Source organism: Caulobacter sp. AVps18 (assembly GCF_058681425.1).
On the sequence record NZ_CM178737.1, the window covers coordinates 3,370,782 to 3,393,044 of the forward strand.

A 22,263-nucleotide genomic window follows, 5' to 3' on the forward strand; every position below is an offset into this window, starting at 1 on the left:
GCGTCGCGGCCGCAATACTGTAGGCGTAGTCATGCCCCTGCCGATCGTCGCTTTGGCCGCCTCTGTCGCTGTCATGGCCGCCGCGCCTGTTGAAACGACCAATTATCCCTACAAGGACCTCGGCGTGGTGCATGTCTTCGCACCCGCCAATCCGCCACGGGGGATTGCGGTTGTTCTGTCGGGCGATGGCGGCTGGAAGCCTTGGGAGGCCAGTGGCCAGATGGCAAAGGCCCTATCCCAGCGCAGCGTGCTGGCCCTGGGCCTGGACGTCAATCCGACCATGGCCAAGATGGCCGTGGGAGAGGGCCCTTATGATCTGGCCGGCCAGATGCGGGCGGTGGCCGCAGACGCCGCGCAGCGTTATCACGTCTCGGGTCTGGTCTATTTCGGCGGATACTCGGCAGGAGCCACCCTGGCCGCCGCCGCCGCCGCCCAGGCGCGCCCCGGCGAGGTCGCCGGACTGGTCACGGCGGGCTTCTGTCCCGATCAGGACACCGGCGTGCCGGTGGGAGACGCGCAGGGGCGGACTATCGGGTACAAGATAAAGGGCGTCGCGGGCTGGGTGTATCGGCCGACCGCCCTTTCAGCGCCCTGGGCTCTGGTCGAAGGCGGCAAGGAACATCTCTGTCCCGGCGGCTCCGTGGCGGCTTTTGCCACGGCCGTGCCAAGCGCACGGCTCTGGACTGCGCCCGGCGTGCGCCACCTTTTTCAACCGCCTTCCGCGTGGAAGCCCCAGCTAGATGCGGCCTTGGACTACGTTTTGAGCGCAGGCGGCGGTGCTGGAAGCTAGGCGCAGCGCAATAGGCTATGCCGAGGGCGTCGGCTACGCTTCTGTGTCGACCATAAGGGGAGGGGGAGGCCGCAGACCTGGCCAGCCTTGCAAGCACCCTCATACTCAAATAGCGCGGGTAAGAGCGGGCACTCCCCAAATCCGTCCAGTGCGGCGCGGCGCGTCACGCTGGTGTCGATATCGACTAGGCGTTATTGCGAGTTACTTGCATTTGTAGATTTGATCTGCTGCCTCGATATGGAGCGGCCGACGGGGCGCGCCCGATAGCCGGAAGCCGGCCCTGTTTGCATGGTCTCTGATCTCGTTGTTCGGATCGAGATCGGTCAGTTCGGAGTTGGAAGTGGCGGTGCCCGAAACCGGGATTGATGAAGACCCAGTTCGACGCTAACCCCGAACCGCTGCGTGCTTTGAGACCTCTGCGGCTCGGGGCTCGCTATTGAAGCGACCGATGTGCAACACCGCCCATCATGCAAATATTTCCGATAATATATCTTAGACGATGACGCGCCGGCGCTGAACTGGTTCCAGATCGTTCTCGAGCGGGCTCGTCGTAGGAGCGCCACCCTCACCTGACCAGTCCAGCCAGAGCCGCCAGAGCGTCGATGTCGAAAGCCTGCTCCAGGGCTGCAGCAATCTCGTCCAGCGCTCGGTCAATGCGGTCGGACTGATCCAGTCCGTCGGACGTCGCGCCGAGGCCGTCCAGAAAAGCCCGGCGCGCGGTGCCCTGGTCGAACAGTCCATGGACATAGCAGCCGGCGATGCGGCCGTTGGCCGATACTGCGCCGTCCGTTTCCCCGCCATCGAAGGTCAGTAGCGGACTATGCGAGCCCGTCGTGCGCCCGACATGGATCTCATACCCCTCAAAGCGCCCTTCCCTCGCTGTGAAATGGCCCGTAACCGGGCGCAGGACTTTGTCGCCGGTCAGCACGGTGTGGACGTCGAGTAGACCGAGGCCAACTACGGTTTCAGGTGGGCCCTCAATGCCGGCGGGATCGCTGAGCGTCCGCCCCAGCATCTGGTATCCACCGCAGATTCCCAGCACCCGCCCACCCCTGCGTACGTGGGCCGCAAGATCGATGTCCCAACCCTGGGCTCGAACGAAGGCCAGATCGGCCAGGGTCGCCTTGGTGCCCGGCAGGATGACCAGATCGGCATCGCCAGGCAGGGCGTGACCGGGCGGCACGAAGCCGAAATCGACATCAGGTTCGACACGCAGCGCATCGAAGTCGTCGAAATTGGCGATCCGCGACAGCATCGGCACGACGATCCGCAACCGCCGCTTCTCGCCCGGTGTCGCTCTATCCAGAACCACAGCGTCTTCGGCCGGCAGAGATCGCGCCGCCGCCAGCCAGGGGGCCATTCCCATGTCGGTCCAGCCCGTGCGGCGGGTGATCTCGCTACGCCCGTCCTGAAACAGACTCGGGTCGCCCCGGAACTTGTTGATCAGAAAGCCCTTGATCATGGCGCGATCCGCGTCGTCCAAAACCACATAGGCCCCGACCAGGGCGGCGATGACATGGCCGCGATCAATGTCGCCCACCAGCACGACGGGCACATTGGCGGCGCGGGCAAAGCCCATATTGGCAATATCACCGGCGCGCAGATTGATCTCGGCCGGGCTACCTGCGCCTTCGACGATCACCAGGTCACACTCGGCCTCCAGGCGCCGAAAGCTGTCGACTACGGTCCCGAGAAGCTCGCCCTTGCGGGCCTGATAGCCCCTCGCCATCCAGGTTCCGACCATCTTACCAAGTACCACGAGCTGGGCACCGGTATCGCTCTGGGGCTTGAGCAGGACGGGGTTCATATCGACGGTCGGCGGAGTTCGGCAGGCCATGGCCTGCAAAGCCTGCGCGCGGCCGATCTCGCCGCCGTCAGCCGTTACGGCGGCATTGTTTGACATGTTCTGAGGCTTGAACGGTCGGACCGTAAGGCCACGATTGGCGAACACCCTGCACAACCCCGCGACCAGCACTGACTTGCCGACGTCGGAGCCACAGCCCTGGATCATCAAAGCAGCCATGCTGGCCCTCCCATCCCAAGCCCTAACCACATCAGGCCACAGACCATCAGATACAGCCCTATCCAACGCTCCGCCGGACGACCGCCCTCGCGCTAGACGCTCCAACCGTCGCGGAGCCCCGTCCAAGTTTTCGGCCTCTGGTCCCTGTCGAAAGGTCCAGCCAAGAGTCTAGCACCTTGGGAACCGCAGCGACCGCCTCGAGGAGGCGGTCGCCGCGCCCAAAAGACGCCGAGGGGGGCATCGGCGTCATTGGTCCCTAGAAGCGGGCGCGAACGCCTATAAAGGCACCGCGTCCTGGCGTGCCGTAGTTGAGGATGGTCTGATAAGCCTCATTGAAGGCGTTCTCGACGCGTCCAAAGACTTCTACGCGCTCATCGATGGCATAGGCCGCCCGTAGATCAACCAAGGTGTAGCCGCTGACCGCGACCGTATTGGCGTCGTTGTTGAAGGTCTTGCCCACCTGGCGCGCCGCAACGGTCGTGCTCAGTCCAGCCGGCCAGCGATAGGTTGCGGAGAGATTGGCCAGGGTCTTGGGACGGCGCGTCAATTGCTTGCCCGCCGAGGGACCCGAGGCATTTTCGGCCTCGGTATAGGCGTAGTTTCCGCCCAACGTCAGGCGTTCGGTCAGATTCAACTGGCCGATCAGTTCGACGCCCTTGGCTTCTGTCTTGAGGAGGTTCCTGTAGTAGCCAAAGCGGAATACGCCGCCTGGACGGCAAAGGCTGTCCGTGGACGTTGAGGAGCACGAGAAAAAGCGGATTTCATTGTCGGCTTCACGCTGGAAAATCGTAGCCGAAATCTTCGCCTTCCCACCTAGCAGGCGCTGCTCTACCCCGGCGTCCCAACTGTCAAACTCTTCCGGCGCGAGGTTCAAGTTGCCGTATTCGCTATAGAGTTCATAGAGGCCCGGAGCTCGGAAACCCTGACCGAAGCTCGCCCGTAGAACGGTGTCGCCTTCGTTGAGCGCCCATGCGGCCGAGACCTGGCCCAGGGTGTGGTCGCCATACGTATCGTGGCTCTCGTGGCGCAGGCCCCCTGTCAGTGTCAGGCCGGGCACGACCTCCGCCTGGATCTGGCCATAGACACTGTCCACGCCGACTCGCCCCGTGCTGAAGGCGGGGTTGGGCCGGCTGGTGCTGGGCGAGCGGGTGCGCATCTGCGACCGTTCGCTTTCGGCGCCAAATGATGCGGTCAGGGTCTCGGTGACGGCGAGCGCGCCTTGGTACTCCCAACGCTTGTTCTTGCCGGCGGCGTCGAAGGTCAACGGAACCGTCGGGCGAGCCGGGTTGATGTTTTCGCGATCAGTATCGGTGTAGCCGTAAGCGACGCGATTGCTCCAGCGACCGTCCAGAAGGGCGAAGTTGAGGCCGGTGTAGATCACCAGCTCCTTGGTGCGACCAAACTCAGACGAGTCGCCAGCAAAACCGTCGAAGTCGTTCTTGCCCGACGAATAGACCGACCGAACCTCAGCCGAGACAGCGTCGGTAAGGGCCAAGCGCACACGGCCGGAGAGGCCGGTGTTCTGGTAGCCATCGGCTTCGGTGCCCGTCTTGTAGACCGAGAAGCCGTCAGTCGTGAAATAGCTGCCGGCCAGTCTCCAGCTCAAGCGCTCGGCAACGCCCCCCGCCGCGCCGCGCAGATAGCCTGTGTTGCGGGCACCGCCTTCAATGCTGGCATTGGCCTCAAAGGCCTCAGTTGGCTCAGCGGTCACCATATTGACCACGCCGCCGATAGCTTGGCTTCCCCAAAGCGTCGACTGGGCGCCGCGCAGCACCTCGATGCGCGACACATCGCCGATCAGAAGATTGCCGGCATTGAAACCGCCTTGCGTCGATGACGGGTCGTTCAGCTTCACACCATCGATCAGCACCACGGTGTGCTGGCTTTCGGCGCCGCGAATATAGAGGCTGGTGGCGGTTCCCGGACCGCCATTTCGGCTGTAGCTGACGCTTGGCGTCTGGGCCAAAAGCTCGATGGCCGAAACGGCCTGGCTGGCCTTGATCGCGTCAGTGGTCAGCACGCTGATGGACGCGCCGACTTTCTCGACAGGCTGAACCGAGCGCGTCGCCGTAACGACCAGCTCGGCCACGGCGGACGAGCCTGCCTTTCCGGCGACATCGGTTTCAGGAGCCTTTTGCTCGTCAGCCAGTGCGGCCCCGGCGAACAGGGTGGTGGAGAGTGCGGTAGAGCACAGAAATGCTCGGATCATGGTCTTTCCCTTTGAACGACCCGCGCGCGTCCTCCAGCCGCGAACGTGCAGGCACGACGAGGCTAAAGGCCGCGACGCGGCCTGACTGACATGTCGTTTCGCGGGAAATCCCGTTCGTTCGGCGCACCCCGGCCGGACGATGAACGACTGCGACAGGCAGGTCTCCTGGCTCACGGGTCTATGCTTTGCGCGCCGCCTTCCCAGGACCAAGGTCCCAGTGGCATGTGACGCGTAAGCTCGCCGCTTACAGTTGCGGGGGCAGCCGAGGTATTGAACCTCGTTCCCTATTCATCCTCTTTCGAGGAACCTGACGCGGCAGCAGCCCTATATGCTGCGTCGCACAACGTCAATGTGGAGCTTCCGTGACGATCACCCTCGACCTTGGCGGTCCGCTCGCTCGACCAAAGCGCGCCTTCGCCCAGGGAGTCGCGGAGCCGGCACCCGGCGATCCTTGTCGCGACAGGGCAGGCTCTGGGTAACGGGATGCAATCCTGAAACGCCCGTCATCAGGCGGATCACGGCGATGTCTGACGAACCCTTGAATACAAGTGTCAAGGCGCAGCAGGAATCGAGTTCTGAGCCTTCTGATTGCGCCTAGAAGCGCTGCTCTTCCAGATGCCCATCCTTCAGGGCAAAGACACGGTCCATGTAGCGAGCCAGGTCCATGTTGTGGGTGGCGATCAGGGCGGCGACGCCTTGGTCTCGCGCCAGGCTGTACAGCGACTGGAAGACGGCTGCCGACGTCGCGGGGTCCAGATTTCCCGTCGGTTCGTCGGCCAGCAGTAGTTTTGGCCGGTTTGCCAGTGCGCGGGCGATAGCGACCCGCTGTTGCTCGCCGCCCGACATCTGGGCAGGCTGGTGATTGACCCGCGCTGAGAGGCCAAGGTCCGACAGCAACGCGTTGGCGCGGGCTTCGGCGACGGGCCGGGTCAAGCCCAGGATCATGCCCGGCATGGCCACGTTCTCCAGTGCGGTGAACTCTGGCAACAGGTGGTGGAACTGGTAGACGAACCCGACGGTCCCCAGTCGGATACGGGTGCGAAGCCGCTCCGACAGCTTGGAACAGTCGCGACCATCCAGCGCCACGAGTCCGGAATCTGGCCGTTCCAGCAGACCCGCTGAATGCAATAGCGAAGACTTCCCCGAGCCGGACGGGCCGATCAGGCCCACGACCTCGCCCGGATAGACATCCAGATCGACGCCGCGCAGCACAGGCAGATCGCCAGCCTCGGTCTTGTAGATGCGCTCGACACCGCGTAGCGACAGAACGGGATCACTCATAGCGCAGCGCCTCCACTGGATCGAGGCGCGAGGCCCGCCAGGCAGGCGGCAAGGTCGCGGCGATGCTCATCAGGGCCGAGAGGCCGACGATCCCACCGACCTCGGTCCAGTCGATTTTCGCCGGAATATGCGAGAGCATATAGACGTCGGCGCTGAACACCGCCGTGCCCGTAGCCCACTCCACGAAGTTCTGGATCGGGGTGATATAGGCGCAAAACAGCACCCCAAGCAGCAAACCGACCAGGGTCCCGGCCACACCGATCGAAGCTCCAGCCATCACGAAGATCCGCAAGATAGCCCCCTGCCCTGCGCCCATGGTGCGCAAGATGGCGATATCCTTGCCTTTGTTCTTCACCAGCATGACCAGGCTGGAGATGATGTTCAGGGTCGCGATCGCCACGATGCAAAACAGGATCAGTCGCATGACCTTTCGTTCGACTTGCAGGGCCGTGAAGTAGCTGTGGTTCTTGTCCATCCAGTCGGCGATCAGGGCGCCGGGACCACTGGCGGCCTCGACGGCGGGCTTCAGGGCCTTGGCATCGTCGGGGTCGTCGATCTTGATCTCAACGTAGTCGACCGAGGTGTCGCGGCCGAAAAACAGCTGCGACTGTTCCAAGGGCATGTAGACATAGGCCTCGTCGAACTGGCTCATGCCGACACTGAAGATACCGCCCACGAGATAATCCTTCTCGCGTGTCGAGGTACCGAACGCTGTGGCGGGCCCGGATGGCGAGATCAGTGTGATGGCGTCTCCGGGCGATACGCCCAGATTGGCGGCCATGCGATCACCGATCAGCACGATATCGCCACCGTATTCCCCCTGACCAAAGCCGGCCAGGGAGCCTTTCTTGATATTGCCCGAGATGGTCTTGAGGCCCTTGAGATCGGCGGGCGTCACACCCCGTACGATCGCGCCGGTCACCTGGCTGGGACCGATGACCATGGCCTGGGCCTCAACTACAGGAATGGCCTGCGCCACGCCCTTGACGGCGCGGATACGGGAGATCACGCCCTGGCGGTCAGGCCCGTTGATCATCGGAGACTGGGCATAGAGATGGCCATTGAATCCCAGGATCCGGCCGAGAAGCTCGGCGCGAAACCCGTTCATCACACTCATCACCGTGATCAGGGCGAAGACCGCCAGCATCACCGCGCAGAACGAGATCACCGCGATCAGGGCCACACCACCGTTCTTGCGCTTGGCCAGCAGGTAGCGCCAGGCGACGGACCGCTCCCAGCGGCTAAACGGACCGGCGGCCCTGAAATCAGCCATCAGGCGGCCTTGCCCTGGGTAAGACCGGCCAGCACGGACTCTAGGGAGGCGGTGGACCGCTCGCCGGTCGCCCGGTTCTTGATCTCGACCACGCCCTCGGCAATACCCTTGGGGCCGATGATCATCTGCCAAGGCAGGCCGATCAGGTCCATGGTGGCAAACTTGGCACCGCCTCGGGCATCCGTGTCATCATAGAGTACGGTGCGGCCGGCCGCCGTCAACGCCTTGTAGGCGGTGTCGCAGGCGGCATCGCAGGCCGCGTCGCCCTGGCGCATGTTGATGATGCCGACGTCGAACGGCGCAACGGATTCTGGCCAGATGATCCCGGCCTCATCGTGACTGGCCTCGATGATCGCGCCCAGCAAGCGCGAAACACCCACGCCATACGATCCCATCTGCACCGGGACGTCCTTGCCGTCCGGCCCGGTGACCAGGGCCCGCATCGGTTCGGAGTACTTGGTTCCGAACGAGAAGATGTGACCCACCTCGATTCCGCGTGCCGACAGGCGGTCCGCCTCAGGAACCAGACCGAACGCGGCCTCATCGTGCATTTCTTCGGTTGCGGCATAGAGCGCCGTGCGCTGATCGACCAGCGGCTGGAGGTCGCCGTACCAGTCAACATCGGGACCCGGCGCGCCCATCTCAACGAGATCCTTATGGCAGAACACAGCGCTTTCACCCGTGTCGGCCAAAACGATGAATTCGTGGCTTAGCTCACCACCGATCGGGCCGGTATCAGCCCGCATCGGCACGGCTTTCAGGCCCATCCGCGAGAACAGATTCAGATAGGCCACGAACATGCGGTTGTAGGATTTGCGGGCGCCTTCTGGGTCGAGGTCGAAGCTATAGGCGTCCTTCATGAGGAACTCGCGTCCACGCATCACCCCAAAACGCGGACGGCGCTCGTCGCGGAACTTCCATTGAACGTGATAGAGGTTCTTGGGCAGGTCCTTATAGCTCTTGACCGAACCCCGGAAAATCTCGGTGACCATTTCCTCGTTGGTCGGCCCGTAAAGCAGCTCACGCTCATGACGGTCGGTGATGCGCAGCATTTCGGGGCCATAGGCGTCGTATCGCCCGGACTCGCGCCAGAGATCCGCCAGTTGCAACGTCGGCATCAGCAACTCAATGCCGCCCGCGCGATCCATTTCCTCGCGCACGATCTGCTCAATACGGTTCAGCACCCGCAGGCCCAGCGGAAGCCAGGCATAGATGCCTGCTGCTTCCTGACGGATCATGCCGGCGCGCAGCATCAGTTGGTGCGACACGATCTGGGCGTCGGACGGGGCTTCCTTCAGAACGGGCAGGAAATAGCGCGAAAGGCGCATCAGAAAGACGTCTCCGGGGAATGCGAAGGCCTGAGATAGCCTCTTGCCCGTCAACTTGGCAACGCGCGCGGCGAAAAGATGACGACGGAGCGTCATTGCCCCGAAAAGAAGGCCGCGCGATCCTCGCACGGCCTTGCAAGTTCATCGTCGGGGAAGACGCCACAGAATGAGACCGCAAGAGCCGGTCTCGTACGCAGACCCTAGGCCCACGAACATCTGTTGGGGTCGAGTCTTGCAGCGCTCAGCGTCTATTTGCGCGTTTCGCCCAAGCCTTAAGCGATAGAAGGCAAAAACAGCGAACGCCGCCCAAGGCTTAGGCGCCCTTCCCTCTAGAGCGGGTTGCGATCTGATGGAATCAGATCGCCCGCTCTAGGAGCTGTGGACTCTAGGGATTCCCGAAGGGTGCGAAGCGTGATTCAAGACTGTCTTTTGGGAGGCGGTCTTGGGTGTGATGGATCGTTTGGTGCTGAGTGACGCTGATTGGGACCGGATGTCTGGCCTGATCATCGGGCGTCCTGACCAGAAGGGCTCGACCGGCCGCGACAACCGGATGTTCGTCGAGGGCGTGTTGTGGATCGTGAGGACGGGCTCGCCCTGGCGCGATCTGCCCGAGGTGTTCGGCGATTGGAATAGCGCCTTCCGGCGGTTCAGTCGCTGGAGCCAGAAGGGCGTCTGGCGGCGGATCTTCGAGGCGATGTCGGGCGATCCAGACTTCGAATACCTGATCATAGACTCCACCATCGTCCGCGCCCACCAGCACGCTAGCGGGGCCAAAAAGGGGGGTCTGAAGATCAAGCCCTTGGACGCTCGCGCGGCGGACTGAGCACCAAGGTCCACATGGCCGTGCGAGGCCTGGGCCAACCAGTCCGGTTCATTCTCACGGCCGGGCAACGGGGAGACGCACCTCAAGCGGGTCCGTTGATCGAAGGCTTGCCGGCCAAGGTCGTCATGGCCGACACCGCCTACGATGCAGATCATCTGCGTCAGGCGATCACCGCCAAGGGCGCCGTCGCCGTCATCCCCAACAATCCTTCACGCGCTCAGAAATATACGCTCGACCCGCACCTCTACGCCCAGCGCCACCTCGTCGAGTGCTGCTTCAGTCGCCTCAAGCAGTTCCGCCGTGTCGCCACCCGCTTCGAGAAGACGGCGAGAAACTACCTCGCCGTCCTGCACCTCGCTGCCGCAATACTCTGGATGCGATAAGTGTCCACAGCTCCTAGTCTTTTGTTTTCACGCGCGTTTCATTCCGAAAACCGGTTCCCACTTTTCGGAATGCGCTCTAGTAGGTAGCAGGAAGCGTTGGCAGGCTGATCAGCTGAAAGCGGATCACCAGCCACAGGACCGCGAATACCGCGACCGACACCCAGGTGGTGGTGAAGAACTTGCGCTTCAGATTGGGATTGATCGGGGCGCCGGGGTCGCCGCCGCCAGGCGGCTTCAAGCCCATCTCGTGATAGCTGCGCGATCCCAGCGGCAGGACCACGAACAGCACGGTCCACCAGATCGTCAAAAAGATCGCAATTGCGGTGATCGGGCCCATCAGTGGTGCGCCTCCTTGGGCGTTTCCATGAGTTCGACCAGAAGGCCACCCATGTCCTTGGGGTGAACGAAGATAATCAGGGTGCCGTGCGCGCCAATTCGCGGCTCGCCCAGTACGGTGGCGCCCTTGGCGACCAGAGCATCGCGGGCGTCATAGATGTTCTCGACTTCAAAGCAGATGTGGTGCTGGCCGCCCTTGGGGTTCTTGGCCAGGAACCCATGGATCGGCGAATTTTCACCGTAGGGCTCGATCAGTTCGATCTGGCTGTTGGGCAGGTTGACAAAGCAGACCCAGACACCCTGTTCCGGCATCGCCCACTTCTCGGTGACCGACGTCGCACCCAGTAGGTCGCGATACATCTTCAGCGACTCGTCGATGGACGGCGTTGCGACGCCAACGTGATTCAGCTTGCCGATCATGATCCTGCTCCCGCGCGTTTGTTGTTTGCGCGAAGGCGTAACACCTGTGCTGCACCGCGAAAAGGCCCGCGCACCGTGTCGAATTCACGGCGCGCGGGACTGCCGCTACGTCAGATTCGCAGGACCGTGGTCTCGACCACAGGCTTGCGCTCCCAGATCCTGAACGCCGCCTTCTTCACGGCGCGGGAGATGGCGCTCTCGATGGCGTCGTCCAGTTCCTTGTCATCGCCGCCCATGCGCTTGAAGGCGGTTTCGGCCTCTTCGGCCAAGTCATCCATAGCCTCGTCGAGGGGATACTCATTGTCGCCGGCCAAACCCAGCCCCCTGACCTGAGGCCCAGAGACGATACGGTTCTTGCCGTCCAGCACGATGGACACGGCCAACATCCCGTTAAAGGCCGCATGGCGGCGCTCCCGCAGGGCCTGACCGTTCTCGGGCGTCACGACGCCGCCGTCGACATACAGCCGACCGGCGGGAACTTCATCGATGATATCAGCACGCCCCGGCGCAAGGCGGACCATGTCGCCGTTGCGCGGTGTGACCTGTTGCGGAACCTGCAAGTCCTTGGCGAAGGCTGCGTGCTCGATCAGATGGCGACGCTCACCGTGGGTGGGAACGGCGATTTCGGGACGAGCCCACTGGTACATCTGCTTGAGCTCATCGCGGCAAGGGTGGCCGCTGACATGGATCCCGGGGGTGTCGCGCTCGGTGTGAAGGCGCACACCACGGTCCGCCAGCTTGTTCTGCAGGTTGCGGATCGGGATTTCGTTGCCCGGGATAACGCGTGAGCTGAACACCACATGGTCGCCTTGCGACAGCTTGACGTGCGGGTGATTGCCCTCGGCGATCCGCGAGAGGGCCGCCCTCGCCTCGCCCTGGCTGCCGGTGCACAGGAACAGGATCTCGTTTTCCGGCAGGTATTTGGCCTGGTCGTCAGTGACGAACGGCTCAATGCCTACCAGCAGCCCGACCGAGCGCGCAGCGGCGGCCATGCGGTGCATGGAGCGCCCCGCCAGACAAACCTTTCGGCCGGCGGCCTGGGCGGCGCGGATCACCGTGTCCATACGGGCCACGTTGGAGGCGAAACAGGCGACCGCGATCTTGCCGCTCAGGCTCGAGATTAGCCTGTTCATGGCCACGCGGACGTCGGCTTCAGAGCCCGCGACGCCATCGACGAACACATTGGTGCTGTCGCACACCATGGCCAGCACACCCTCGTCGCCGAGCTTGCGGATGGCGTCGATATCTGTGGCGGCCCCCAGCTGGGGTTCAGGATCAATCTTCCAGTCGCCGGTGTGCAGTATGGTGCCCAGCGGCGTCTTGATCGCCAGGCCGTTCGGCTCGGGGATCGAGTGGGTCAGGGTGATGAATTCCAGATGGAACGGACCCAGGTCGAACTGGCCGCCCAGCGGGATCTCGGTGATCGACACCTCGTCCAGCAGTCTGGCGTCGCGTAGCTTCTCGCGCAGCAGGAAGGCGGTGAAAGGCGTCGCATAGACTGGTGCTTTCAGGCGCGGCCAGAGCCAGTGCACGGCGCCCAGGTGGTCTTCGTGGGCATGCGTCAGGACGATGCCCAGGATGTCTTCGGCATGCGCCTCGATGAATTCGGGATCGGGCAGGATGATCTCGACACCTGGCGTCGTTTGGTCACCGAAGGTCACACCGAGATCGACCACGATCCACTTTCGATCGTGAGGCGGGCCAAAGCCATACAGGTTGAAATTCATGCCGATCTCGTTCGACCCGCCAAGCGGCAGGAAGACCAGTTCGTCAGTGGGGGAAGGCTTGTCGGTAAATTTTTTCATCAGGTCTCTAAAGTAGTGTTGCGGCGGTGAATTTCGAGGAGACCACGGATGGTCAGATCTGGATCAAAGTGGTCGATGCTGTCGGTCGCGCCCTCGAACAGCGAGGCGACGCCACCGGTGGCGACCACAGTCATGGGTTCGGCCCGTTCGACCTTGATGCGGGTGATGAGGCCTTCGATCAGGGCGATATAGCCCCAGAAGACACCCGACTGCATGGCCCCGACCGTGTCCTTGCCGACCACGCGGCTCGGCCTCTGGATTGCGATGCGCGGCAGCTTGGCGGCTGCTTCGTGCAGGGCCTGCATGGAGAGATTGATACCGGGGGCGATTATGCCGCCCTCAAAGGCGCCGTCAGTCGCCACGATGTCGAAGGTGGTGGCCGTGCCGCTGTCGATCACGATCAGCGGACCGGGATAGACCATGCTGGCCCCCACCGCGTTGACCAGTCGGTCGGCACCGGCCTCGGACGGCTTTTCGATCCGCACCTCTACACCCAGCTTGGCGTTCTCTCCGATCACCAGTGGCTCGACGTTCAGATAACGCCGCGACAGGTTGCGCAGGTTGAAGATCGACTGTGGCACGACGCTGGAGATGATGCAGGCGTCGATGGCGCGAAAGCCCAGGCCCTGCATGGACAGAAGCTGCGAGAGCCACACCACATACTCATCGGCCGTGCGTGTGCTCTCGGTGGCCGAGCGCCATTGGGCGATCCAGCTCTGGCCATCGTGGATGGCGAACATCGTGTTGGTGTTGCCCTGCTCGATCGCCAGCAGCATCAGGAAGCCTCGCCGAAGAATACATCGCCGGCGGTGATGCGCCGCAAGCGGCCGTCGGGCAAGCGCAGGCGCAATGCGCCATCCCCGTCTAAGCCCTCAGCCACGCCCTCAACCGTTTCGGTTCCCAGACGGGCGACGCAGGCCTCGCCCAGACCATGGGCGCGGGCTGTCCAGGCATCGGCGATGGCCGGAAAGCCGAACGCATGCCAGATCTGTTGCCAGCGCTGGAACGCGGCCGAAAGGCCTTCAATCGCCTCAAGAGGCGACGGTGGCGGCGCAGCGCGATGAGCGCTGATAGCTGTAGCGGGGCGTTCACTGTCGATGGGCTTGCGTGACAGGTTGACGCCGACGCCGACCGCGACCCACAGCCCGCCAGCAGGACTTGCGCCAGACTCGACCAGAATGCCGCTGACCTTAAGGCCATTCAGGAGCGGGTCATTAGGCCATTTCAGGCTGACAATCGCAGAGGGCGCATAGGCGGCCAGCAGATCCGAAACCGCCAGCGCCGCAACGAACGTCACCTGTGCGGCCTCAGCCGGCAGCTTGCCTGTTTGAAACAGCAAGGTTGCGGCCAGGTTGCCCTCGCCGGTTTCCCAGGCGCGTCCGCGTCGACCGCGGCCTGCGGCCTGGCGTAGACCGACAAGCCAGACAGGGCCGGTTTCGCCCGCTTCAGCCCTGCGACGGGCCTCGGCATTGGTGGAGTCGATCTCGTCGAAAACAACGACGGGCGGCCCCTCGGTGGGCGGCGGGGCCCCCGTCACGTCACGCGTGGCCAAAGGCCGCTGCAGCAGCCCGGGCCGCCGGATCGAGCCAGACCAGCGCGACCAGCACGACCGGGAAGGCGAACAAGGCGGCAGCGAAGCCTACGGCGCGAGCAGCGGGAGCCGGCGCATCCACAACGCCCTTGGAAGCGTCGAACCACATGCTCTTGATCAGACGCAGATAGTAGAACGCGCCGACCACACTGCCGACCAGGCCTAGTACCGCAGCCCACTGCATCATGACATCGCCCGTGCCGAGCGCGGCCTTGAAGACGTAGAACTTCGACCAGAAACCCGAGAACGGAGGCAGGCCAAGAGCCGACAGCGAGAAGGCCGTCATGGCCAGGGCGATACCCGGGCGTTCCTTGATCAGACCGGCCATGTCCTCGATGGTTTCCATCGGCTTGCCGTCCCGGCTCAGCGCCTGAAGGCAGGCGAAGAAGCCGGTGACGTCGACCATGTAGAGGATCATGAAGACCAGCATGGCGTGCAGGCCGGTCTCGCCGCCGGTAGCCACGCCCAGAAGGGCATAGCCGACATTGGCGATGGAGCTATAGGCCCACAGGCGCTTCAGATTAGTCTGAGCCAGACCGGCGAAGGCCCCGACAAAGACCGAGATCAGCGCAGCGATGACCAGGACCTGGCGCCATTGAGCCACCGAGTCCGGGAAAGCGTCGCCCAGAACGCGGGCAAACATCATCATGGCGGCCAGCTTGGGCGCGGCGGCAAAGAAGCCGACGACCGGGGTCGGAGCGCCTTCGTAAACATCCGGCGTCCACATGTGGAAGGGGGCTGCCGAAACCTTGAACGCCAGACCGCAGATCAGGAAGATCAGGCCAAACAGCAGGCCTACGCCATGGGAGCCATGGCCAGCGGCGGCGATGTCGACGAAGCGCGTCGAGCCGGCGAAGCCATAGATCAGCGAGGAGCCGTAAAGCAGGAGGCCCGACGACAGGGCGCCCAACACGAAATACTTCAGACCAGCTTCCGAAGCCTTGGCGTCATCGCGGCGGAAGGCCGCCAGCACATAGAGCGCCAGCGATTGAAGCTCGACCCCGATATAGAGGCTGATCAGGTCACCGGCCGAGGCGGTAACGCCCATGCCCAGCGCCGCCAGGATAACCAGGACGGCATATTCGAACTTCTGATCGTTGCGCTGTGCCAGCCAGCGGTCGCCCAACACGATGCCGACCGCGCTGGAGATGAAGATCGCCACCTTGGCGTAGGTCGCGGCGGCGTCGGACGAATAGGCACCGTTGAAGGCATCTCCGTGCGGCGCAAGCACCGCAGCGATTGCTGCAGCCAGCAGGGCCAGCACGCTGGCCAGGGTGAAGGCCGGGCTGGTCTTGCCCTGAAAGGCGCCCCAGACGAGCAGGACGAGGGCCGAGCCCGCGAGAATGACCTCGGGCAGGATCAACGAAAGGTTGGCGGAAAACGTCATCAGTCCCCTCACCCGCCCAGGGCGGCGCGCCAGGCGCCGACCAGCGCGTCGACGGACGACGCGGTCAGGTTAAACACGAAATTCGGATAGACCCCCAAAACCAGGGTCGAAATGATCAACGGCGCAAAGATCAGGATCTCGCGCTTGTCGAGGTCGGTGATCGTCTTCAGCTCGGGGTTGACGATCTCGCCGAACATGACCCGGCGATACAGCGTCAGCGCATACATGGCCGACAGGATCACGCCGCTGGCCGCCACGATCGCCGTCCAGGTGGACGCTTGATAGACGCCCGTCATGGTCAGGATTTCGCCGACGAAGCCCGAAGTCCCGGGCAGACCCACATTGCCCATAGTGAACAATAGGAAGGTCGCCGCGTACCACGGCATCCGGTTGGTCAGGCCGCCGTAGAAGGCGATCTCACGGGTGTGCATGCGGTCATAGACGACACCGACACAGAGGAAGAGCGCGCCAGAGATCACCCCGTGGCTCAGCATTTGGAAGATCGCGCCCTGCTCGCCTGCCGCATTGCCGGAGAAGATGCCCATGGTCACGAAGCCCATATGGGCCACCGACGAATAGGCGATCAGCTTCTTGATGTCGGTCTGACGGAACGCCACCAGCGAGGTGTAGACGATGGCGATGGCCGACATCGCAAACACAAGCGGCTGGAAGAACTCGGACGCGTTGGGGAACATCGGCAGGCTGAAGCGCATGAAGCCATAGCCGCCCATCTTCAGCAGGATGCCCGCCAGGATGACCGAACCCGCTGTCGGCGCTTCGACGTGGGCGTCGGGCAACCAGGTGTGAACCGGCCACATCGGCATCTTGACCGCGAAGCTGGCGAAGAAGGCCAGCCACAGCCAGGTTTGAAGCCACGGCGCGAACTTGAAGGTCATGAGCTCGGGGATCGAGGACGTCCCGGCGATCGAGATCATCGCCAGGATCGCGGCCAGCATCAGCACCGAGCCAAGCAGCGTATAGAGGAAGAACTTGTAGGCCGCATAGATGCGACGCTTGCCGCCCCAGATCCCGATGATCAGGAACATCGGCACTAGGCCGCCTTCGAAGAACAGGTAGAAGAGGATCAGGTCCAGGGCGCAGAACACGCCGATGACCAGGGTCTCCAGCACCAGGAAGCAGATCATGTACTCGACGATCCGCTTGTCGATCGACTTCCAGCTGGCCAGAACGCAAATCGGCAGCAGGAACGCGGTCAGCAGGACGAACAGGATAGAGATCCCGTCTACGCCCATCCGATAGTGCAGGCCCGCGAACCAGGTCACGTCTTCTACAAACTGGAAGCCGGGGTTCGTCGGGTCGAACTGAGCGACCATCAGGACCGAGAGCGCGAAGGTGACCAGCGTGGTCACCAGAGCGATCCACTTGGCCAGTGTATCGGTTGCAGAGTTGTCGCCCTTGACGGCGCGCACGGCCAGAAGAATGGCCACGCCGACTAGCGGCGTGAAGGTTGTAAGGCTGAGAAGGCCGGTCATGAACTCCGTCCCCCTCAACGGAATGCGTACAGGGCGAAGGTCAGCAGGCCGGCAACGCCGAGCAGCATGACAAACGCGTAGTGATAGACATAGCCAGTCTGGAGCTTGCCGGTCCGGTGCCCCACCTCGTAGCTGACGGCGCTGACGCCGTCGGGCCCGAGGGCGTCGATGATCTTCTGGTCGCCGCCCTTCCAGAACAGGTCGCCCAGGAACTTGGCGGCGCGCACGAAGGTGCGGTCGTAAAGCTCATCAAAGAACCACTTATTGTAGAAGAACACGTACAGCGGGCCGTTGCGGGCCGCGAGCTTGGCACCCAGACGCTCCTTGCCCTTGATCAGATAGACCCAGACTGCGCCGAGCAGGCCGAGGACTGACGCCACCAACGGGGCCCACTTCACCCACGCCGGAACCGAATGGGCCTCGTGAAGCACATGGTTGGTCGGCGCATTATAGATGGCACCGCGCCAGAATTCGGCCTCGTGGTGGCCGACGAAGTAGTCGACGAAGACGAAGCCGGCCGCAACGGCACCGATCGACAGCACGACCAGCGGCAGCAGCATCACCCATGGGCTCTCATGCGGCTTGTGGTCATGACCATGGCCATGGTCGTCGTGCGCATGATCGTCCGCAGCGTGATCGGCATGATCGTCATGGTCATGGCCGGCGTGCGCGTCGTGGCCGTGATCGTCATGACCCCAGCGGGCCTGACCATTGAAGGTGAAGAACGCCAGACGCCAGGAATAGAAGGCGGTCAAGCCCGCAACCAGGAGACCGATGACGAAGGCGAACATCGCGATCGAGTTCTCGCCGCCAGCGGCGAAGGCGGCTTCGATGATGGTATCCTTCGAATAGAAACCCGCGAAGCCAAGGTGCATCGGCGGGAAGCCCAGGCCTGTAATGGCGATGGTGCCGATGGTCATGGCGATGAAGGTGACCGGCAACAGCTTGGCCAGGGCACCATACTTCCGCATGTCCTGCTCATGGTGCATGCCGTGGATCACCGAGCCGGCTCCCAGGAACAGCAGGGCCTTGAAGAAGGCATGGGTGAACAGGTGGAACATGGCGGCCTGATAGGCACCGATCCCTGCTGCGAAGAACATGTAGCCCAATTGCGAGCAGGTCGAATAGGCGATTACACGCTTGATGTCGTTCTGGGTCAGGCCGACGGTGGCGGCGAACAGCGCCGTGACCGCGCCGATCACCGTGACGATGTTCTTGGCGACAGGCGCATATTCGAACATCGGGGACAGCAGGCACAGCATGTAGACGCCGGCGGTGACCATGGTGGCCGCGTGGATCAGGGCCGAGACCGGGGTCGGGCCTTCCATGGCGTCCGGTAGCCAGGTGTGCAGGAAGAACTGGGCCGACTTGCCCATCGCGCCGATGAACAGCAGGAAGCAGGCAATGTCCATCAGCGGGAAGCTATGGCCAGCAAACTCCCAGGTGCGACCGGCATTGGCGGCGATCTGCGGGAACAGCTCGGCGAACTGGATCGTGCCGAACGCCCAGAACGTGGTCATGATGCCCAGGGCGAAACCAAAGTCGCCAACCCGGTTTACCACGAAGGCCTTGATGGCTGCGGCGCTGGCCGAGGGCTTCTTGAACCAGAAACCGATCAGCAGATACGAAGCCAGCCCCACGCCTTCCCAGCCGAAGAACAGCTGCATGAAGTCGGCGGCGGTGACCAGCGACAACATGGCGAAGGTGAACAGCGACAGATACGCAAAGAAGCGCGGCTTGCTATCATCCTCGGCCATATAGCCCCAGGAATAGATGTGCACGAGGGCCGAAACCGTCGTCACAACGATCAGCATCACCGCCGACAGGGCGTCGATGCGGATCGACCAGTTGGAAACGAAATCGCCAATATGGATGAACGGCAGCAGGGTGACCGTAAAGGCCTCCATATGGCCCCAGGTCCACTGGCTGAAGGTGTACCAGGACAGGCCGCATGCCAGCACGAGGCCGCCGGTGGTGATCGCTTGCGACGCCACGTCGCCGATGCGACGCCCAAACAGGCCCGCAATGATCGCCGCGACCAGCGGGGCGAAGAGGATAAGGGTGACTATCGTCTGCATGACGTCGCTTAGCCCTTCATCATGCTGGCGTCGTCAACCGCGATATCGCCGCGGTTTCGGAAGAAGGTGACGAGAATGGCCAGGCCGACAGCCGCCTCGGCGGCGGCAACGGTCAGCACGAACATCGCGAAGATCTGCCCCACCACATCGTGGAGATAGGCCGAGAAGGAGACGAGATTGATGTTCACCGCCAGAAGGATCAGCTCGATCGACATCAGAATGACGATGATGTTCTTGCGGTTCACGAAAATGCCGAACACACCGATCGTGAACAGGATCGCAGCGACGACGAGATAGTGCGACAGGCCGATCATTCGGAGATCCCCTCACCCGGTTTGATCTGAACCAGCTCCATACCGGTCTTGGGCGAACGGGCCACCTGCTTGCCGATGTCCTGGCGACGGACGCCCGGCTTGTGGCGAAGGGTCAGGACGATGGCACCGATCATGGCGACCAGCAGAACCAGGCCCGCCATCTGGAAGAAAAAGACATAGTCGGTATAGAGAACCCGACCGATGGCCTCGGTATTGCTGACACCTTCGGGAGAAGCCATCGGCGAGGCGTTTTTGCTGGCCGCGCCGTTCGTGGCCACCGTGGCTGCGACGAAGATCATCTCCAGCGTCAGCACACCGGCCACCAGCCCGCCGACGGGCAGGTATTGGACGAAACCCTTGCGCAGCGCCTCGAAGTCGATGTCCAGCATCATCACGACGAACAGGAACAGCACCGCGACCGCGCCCACATAGACGACGATCAGCAGCATCGCCAGGAACTCCGCGCCCAGCAGGACGAAAAGGCCGGCGGCCGAGAAGAAGGCGGTGATCAGAAAGAGCACCGAGTGCACGGGGTTTCGCGCCGAGACGACGAGAAGACCCGCCGCCAGCGTCACAAAAGCCAGCAAATAGAAAGCGATCGCCTGCAAGGCTGCTCCCCTGAAAACTAAGTTCACGACGACGGCGCCAACCGGCGCATCGCCCCCTTCGGATTCGCGTCCCGTCCTTAACGGTAAGGCGCGTCCAACTCCAGATTCTTCGCGATCAGGCGCTCCCAGCGGTCGCCATTATCGAGAAGCCGTTCCTTGTCGTAATAGAGCTCTTCGCGTGTCTCGGTCGCAAATTCGATGTTGGGGCCTTCTACGATGGCATCCACCGGGCAGGCCTCCTGGCATAGGCCGCAATAGATGCACTTGACCATGTCGATGTCGTAGCGGGTCGTGCGGCGGCTGCCGTCTTCGCGCGGTTCGGCCTCGATCGTGATCGCCTGGGCAGGGCAGATGGCCTCACACAGCTTGCATGCGATGCAGCGCTCTTCACCCGACGGGTAGCGACGCAGGGCGTGCTCGCCGCGAAAGCGCGGCGACTGCGGGTTGCGCTCGTTGGGATAGATGACGGTCTTCTTCGGCGCGATCATGTGCTTCATCGCAAGGCCAAAGGCCCCCGCGAAGTCGAGAAGGGCCGCGCCCTTGACCGCCTGTGTGATGCGCTGGAACACCAGAGCTCTCCTAACACTTTTCTTTAGGGAAAGGACGCACGTCCCTGCCCTGATCTTGCTGCTGCCGACGCAAGGTCTGCTCAAGGACGCATTTTCTGGTCTTGTCGTCAGCCTTGCGGCGCGCCTCGACCTGCTCCTCGAACGACCGTTGCGGCGGCCTCGACAGTCCCGTTCCCCAGGTCGAGCAGCCGGCCAGAAGGCAGAGTGCCAGGATCCCGAGGCTCGCCCGCGTCATTTGCCGTTCCCGGTGATGACGCAGGTGTAGTTGGAAAGCTGGGCGGGATCTCCCCCGTCCTGCTTGGCTTGCAGAGTTCCACCGTCAGCCTTGCACTTGTCACCGGCCCGACGGAGTTCGTCATAGTTCACGACGCCACGCCCCAACGAGTAAGACCGACCTGTCGGGGCGTCTGTAGCCGCACAGGCCACCAGAGACGAGAACGACAAGGCCGTCACGGCGAGGGCGACCATCGGCTTCATCAGGCCCCCGGACCAAACACGCGCCAGGCGGCCACCAGAGCGACCAACACCAGCGAGGTCGGCAGGAACACCTTCCAGCCCAGGCGCATCAGTTGGTCGTACCGGTAGCGGGGCACGATGGCCTTGGCCATGGCGATCATGAAGAACCAGAAGCAGATCTTGGCGAAGAACACCAAGGCCAGGAACAGGTTGGCCAGAAACAGCGGCCATGACTGCAGGAAATCGACAGGGAAGCCCGGGCTCCAGCCGCCGAAGAACAGCACGCTGATCATCGCACACATCAGCACGATGTTGGAATATTCGGCGACCATGAACAGCAGGTACGGCGTCGAGCTGTATTCGACCTGATAGCCAGCGACGAGTTCGGATTCGGCTTCCGGAAGGTCGAAGGGCGGGCGGTTCGTCTCCGCAAGGGCCGAGATGTAGAACATGCCCATGGCGATCACCATGACCGGCAGCAGCACGATGTTCTTGAGGCCGCCGCCGAACACATTCCAGTTCCAGAACCAGCCTGACTGGGCCTCGACGATGGTCGTCAGGTTCATTGAGCCGGCGAGCAGGATCACCGTGATGATGATCAGGCCGATCGACACTTCGTAAGACACCATCTGGGCCGCCGAGCGCAGCGCGCCCAGGAACGGGTACTTCGAGTTCGAAGCCCAGCCGCCCATGATGATGCCATAGACGCCCAGCGAGCTCATCGCCAACAGGTAGAGGATGCCGACGTTAAGGTTGGAGACGACCCAGCCCGGCGCAAACGGTATGACCGCCCAGCCGACAAAACCCAGAACCAGGCTCAGCAGCGGTGCCAGCAGGAACACCACCTTGTCGGCACCCGACGGGATGATGATTTCCTTCAGCACGAACTTGAAGAAGTCGGCGAAGGACTGAAGCAGGCCAAACGGACCCACCACGTTGGGGCCCTTGCGCATCTGCACGCCGGCCCAGATCTTGCGGTCAGCCAGCAGCAGGAAGGCCAGGCTCAGCAAAACCCAGATCACGACCAGCAGGATGCCGCCGGTGGTCAGGAGGGTCCAGGTGACTGCGGGGTTTGAGAAGAACTCGCTCATCGGCC

The 22,263-nt window shown here is 62.9% G+C and carries 20 protein-coding genes and 1 riboswitch; of the genes, 2 read left to right on the top strand and 18 right to left on the bottom strand.

Annotation, left to right across the window (positions count from 1 at the left end):
• Positions 1–31 precede the first annotated feature (31 nt).
• Positions 32–790 carry an AcvB/VirJ family lysyl-phosphatidylglycerol hydrolase gene (locus ACW179_RS15395; protein WP_492060348.1) on the top strand — a complete coding sequence of 253 codons (759 nt, stop codon included), beginning with the start codon at positions 32–34 and terminating at the stop codon, positions 788–790.
• Between the two features lie 565 nt (positions 791–1,355).
• Here ACW179_RS15395 and ACW179_RS15400 read toward each other — a convergent pair.
• The 5 genes from ACW179_RS15400 to proS form a co-directional block, all read right to left on the bottom strand.
• The gene (locus tag ACW179_RS15400; protein WP_492060349.1) at positions 1,356–2,813 is read right to left on the bottom strand and encodes a cobyric acid synthase; all 1,458 of its coding nucleotides are present in this window, start codon (positions 2,811–2,813) and stop codon (positions 1,356–1,358) included.
• Between the two features lie 256 nt (positions 2,814–3,069).
• A complete protein-coding gene (locus tag ACW179_RS15405; RefSeq protein ID WP_492060350.1) occupies positions 3,070–5,022 on the bottom strand; it encodes a TonB-dependent receptor plug domain-containing protein in 1,953 nt (650 codons plus the stop codon).
• A 138-nt stretch (positions 5,023–5,160) separates the two neighbouring features.
• Positions 5,161–5,348: riboswitch (cobalamin riboswitch) on the bottom strand.
• A gap of 268 nt (positions 5,349–5,616) precedes the next feature.
• The gene (locus tag ACW179_RS15410) at positions 5,617–6,303 is read right to left on the bottom strand and encodes an ABC transporter ATP-binding protein (RefSeq protein ID WP_492060351.1); all 687 of its coding nucleotides are present in this window, start codon (positions 6,301–6,303) and stop codon (positions 5,617–5,619) included.
• The gene (locus tag ACW179_RS15415; protein WP_492060352.1) at positions 6,296–7,576 is read right to left on the bottom strand and encodes a lipoprotein-releasing ABC transporter permease subunit; all 1,281 of its coding nucleotides are present in this window, start codon (positions 7,574–7,576) and stop codon (positions 6,296–6,298) included. The genes ACW179_RS15410 and ACW179_RS15415 overlap by 8 nt, the downstream gene beginning before the upstream one ends.
• A complete protein-coding gene (gene proS, locus ACW179_RS15420; protein WP_492060353.1) occupies positions 7,576–8,904 on the bottom strand; it encodes a proline--tRNA ligase in 1,329 nt (442 codons plus the stop codon). The genes ACW179_RS15415 and proS overlap by 1 nt, the downstream gene beginning before the upstream one ends.
• Positions 8,905–9,346: 442 nt before the next feature.
• On the opposite strand from proS, the gene ACW179_RS15425 reads away from it, so the two are divergent.
• Positions 9,347–10,110, top strand: a protein-coding gene (locus ACW179_RS15425; protein ID WP_492059466.1) for an IS5 family transposase whose coding sequence is annotated in 2 segments (ribosomal slippage) — positions 9,347–9,682 and positions 9,685–10,110 — 762 coding nt in all. Because the reading frame shifts where the segments join, the coding sequence is not laid out codon by codon here.
• Positions 10,111–10,186: 76 nt separating this feature from the next.
• On the opposite strand, the gene ACW179_RS15430 is transcribed toward ACW179_RS15425, so the two are convergent.
• From ACW179_RS15430 to nuoH, 13 genes are all read right to left on the bottom strand, one after another.
• Positions 10,187–10,447 (bottom strand): DUF1467 family protein, encoded by a 261-nt coding sequence (locus ACW179_RS15430; protein ID WP_492060354.1) that lies wholly within the window; start codon positions 10,445–10,447, stop codon positions 10,187–10,189.
• Positions 10,447–10,866, bottom strand: coding sequence for a methylmalonyl-CoA epimerase (gene mce, locus ACW179_RS15435; RefSeq protein WP_492060355.1), 420 nt, complete (start codon positions 10,864–10,866; stop codon positions 10,447–10,449). The genes ACW179_RS15430 and mce overlap by 1 nt, the downstream gene beginning before the upstream one ends.
• A 110-nt stretch (positions 10,867–10,976) precedes the next feature.
• Positions 10,977–12,671 carry a ribonuclease J gene (locus ACW179_RS15440; RefSeq protein ID WP_492060356.1) on the bottom strand — a complete coding sequence of 565 codons (1,695 nt, stop codon included), beginning with the start codon at positions 12,669–12,671 and terminating at the stop codon, positions 10,977–10,979.
• The gene (locus ACW179_RS15445; protein WP_492064329.1) at positions 12,671–13,450 is read right to left on the bottom strand and encodes a type III pantothenate kinase; all 780 of its coding nucleotides are present in this window, start codon (positions 13,448–13,450) and stop codon (positions 12,671–12,673) included. The genes ACW179_RS15440 and ACW179_RS15445 overlap by 1 nt, the downstream gene beginning before the upstream one ends.
• The gene (locus ACW179_RS15450) at positions 13,447–14,208 is read right to left on the bottom strand and encodes a biotin--[acetyl-CoA-carboxylase] ligase (RefSeq protein ID WP_492064330.1); all 762 of its coding nucleotides are present in this window, start codon (positions 14,206–14,208) and stop codon (positions 13,447–13,449) included. Before ACW179_RS15450 ends, ACW179_RS15445 begins: the two co-directional genes overlap by 4 nt.
• A gap of 1 nt (position 14,209) precedes the next feature.
• Positions 14,210–15,649 carry an NADH-quinone oxidoreductase subunit NuoN gene (nuoN, locus tag ACW179_RS15455; RefSeq protein WP_492060357.1) on the bottom strand — a complete coding sequence of 480 codons (1,440 nt, stop codon included), beginning with the start codon at positions 15,647–15,649 and terminating at the stop codon, positions 14,210–14,212.
• 8 nt (positions 15,650–15,657) lie between these two features.
• The gene (locus ACW179_RS15460) at positions 15,658–17,160 is read right to left on the bottom strand and encodes an NADH-quinone oxidoreductase subunit M (protein ID WP_492060358.1); all 1,503 of its coding nucleotides are present in this window, start codon (positions 17,158–17,160) and stop codon (positions 15,658–15,660) included.
• Positions 17,157–19,220, bottom strand: coding sequence for an NADH-quinone oxidoreductase subunit L (gene nuoL / locus ACW179_RS15465; RefSeq protein ID WP_492060359.1), 2,064 nt, complete (start codon positions 19,218–19,220; stop codon positions 17,157–17,159). Before nuoL ends, ACW179_RS15460 begins: the two co-directional genes overlap by 4 nt.
• A gap of 8 nt (positions 19,221–19,228) precedes the next feature.
• Positions 19,229–19,534, bottom strand: a complete 306-nt coding sequence (gene nuoK, locus ACW179_RS15470) for an NADH-quinone oxidoreductase subunit NuoK (protein WP_492060360.1) — start codon at positions 19,532–19,534, stop codon at positions 19,229–19,231.
• A complete protein-coding gene (locus ACW179_RS15475; protein WP_492060361.1) occupies positions 19,531–20,142 on the bottom strand; it encodes an NADH-quinone oxidoreductase subunit J in 612 nt (203 codons plus the stop codon). The genes nuoK and ACW179_RS15475 overlap by 4 nt, the downstream gene beginning before the upstream one ends.
• A gap of 77 nt (positions 20,143–20,219) precedes the next feature.
• Positions 20,220–20,711, bottom strand: coding sequence for an NADH-quinone oxidoreductase subunit NuoI (gene nuoI, locus ACW179_RS15480; RefSeq protein WP_492060362.1), 492 nt, complete (start codon positions 20,709–20,711; stop codon positions 20,220–20,222).
• Between the two features lie 231 nt (positions 20,712–20,942).
• On the bottom strand, positions 20,943–21,179 hold the full coding sequence (locus tag ACW179_RS15485; RefSeq protein ID WP_492064331.1) for a hypothetical protein: 237 nt from the start codon (positions 21,177–21,179) through the stop codon (positions 20,943–20,945).
• Between the two features lie 8 nt (positions 21,180–21,187).
• Positions 21,188–22,258 (bottom strand): NADH-quinone oxidoreductase subunit NuoH, encoded by a 1,071-nt coding sequence (gene nuoH, locus ACW179_RS15490; RefSeq protein WP_492060363.1) that lies wholly within the window; start codon positions 22,256–22,258, stop codon positions 21,188–21,190.
• Positions 22,259–22,263: the final 5 nt, after the last annotated feature.